The following is a 733-nucleotide window of genomic DNA, read 5'->3' as shown; positions in this document are numbered from 1 at the left end:
TATGGAAAGTTGCACTTCAAATGCGAATCCGCTCCCTTTTAGACGGCAGTCTGTCAGTTGTTGAGCCTGCTCCCTTTGATGGAGTTTTCAAATTTTCCTGTCCGCCTTCCAAGGCCGAACCCCATCACTTTGCCCGTTTCCTTGTCGATAAGGATGAGAAAATGGCGGCACAGTTTGATGGGGTTTTCATTTTTGGTATATTGAAATTTTTATGGTTGATCTGTTTTCAGACGGCCTCCGATAGATTGGTGCCTTCTGAAAAAGGTTATACCTGTTCAAATCCTGCTTTCGGGCTGATAACCGAAATCAAAATGCAGTCTTCTTTGCCGTTGTTGCGCGCACCGTGGATTTGGTGGTTGCCGACTATCACGCTCTCACCTGCGCGGATGATGCGGCCGCTTTGTGCGTCGTCCACCAGCTCGGCTTCGCCCTGCAATACAATCCAGATGTCCGCACCGCGCAGATGGCGGTGGGCGGGCAGCATAGTTTGTGGCGGAATCTGCCAAAGCACCATGTTGTCATGCTTGTCTTGATGCAGCACGGTGCGCACGGCTTCGGTGGGGTTTTGTTGTAAAAAATCGGTGAAACGGATAATTTGCGGGATTTTCATGCCATTACTCCTTGCGTGGTTCGAATCATAAAAAACTGCACCCTAACTGCCCAGAGTGCGTATTTGGCCTTTAGGGTGCAGTTCAATCTTGCGGCCTTTCCTGCAAGAAAGATTGCCATGAGC

At 49.7% G+C, this 733-nt stretch carries 1 protein-coding gene; it reads right to left on the bottom strand.

Annotation, left to right across the window (positions count from 1 at the left end; all coding sequences use genetic code 11):
* Positions 1-265 precede the first annotated feature (265 nt).
* Positions 266-610, bottom strand: a complete 345-nt coding sequence (locus tag HMPREF3066_RS00505) for a cupin domain-containing protein (RefSeq protein ID WP_060975129.1) — start codon at positions 608-610, stop codon at positions 266-268.
* Between the last annotated feature and the right edge of the window lie 123 nt (positions 611-733).

Source organism: Neisseria sp. HMSC03D10 (genome assembly GCF_001807625.1).
Classification (GTDB): domain Bacteria; phylum Pseudomonadota; class Gammaproteobacteria; order Burkholderiales; family Neisseriaceae; genus Neisseria; species Neisseria mucosa.
This window is presented reverse-complemented; position numbering and strand designations above follow the sequence as displayed.

Coding starts and splice junctions, on each gene's coding strand:
- HMPREF3066_RS00505 (WP_060975129.1), bottom strand. CDS start 610: ATGAAAATCCCGCAAATTATCCGTTTCACCGATTTTTTACAACAAAAC.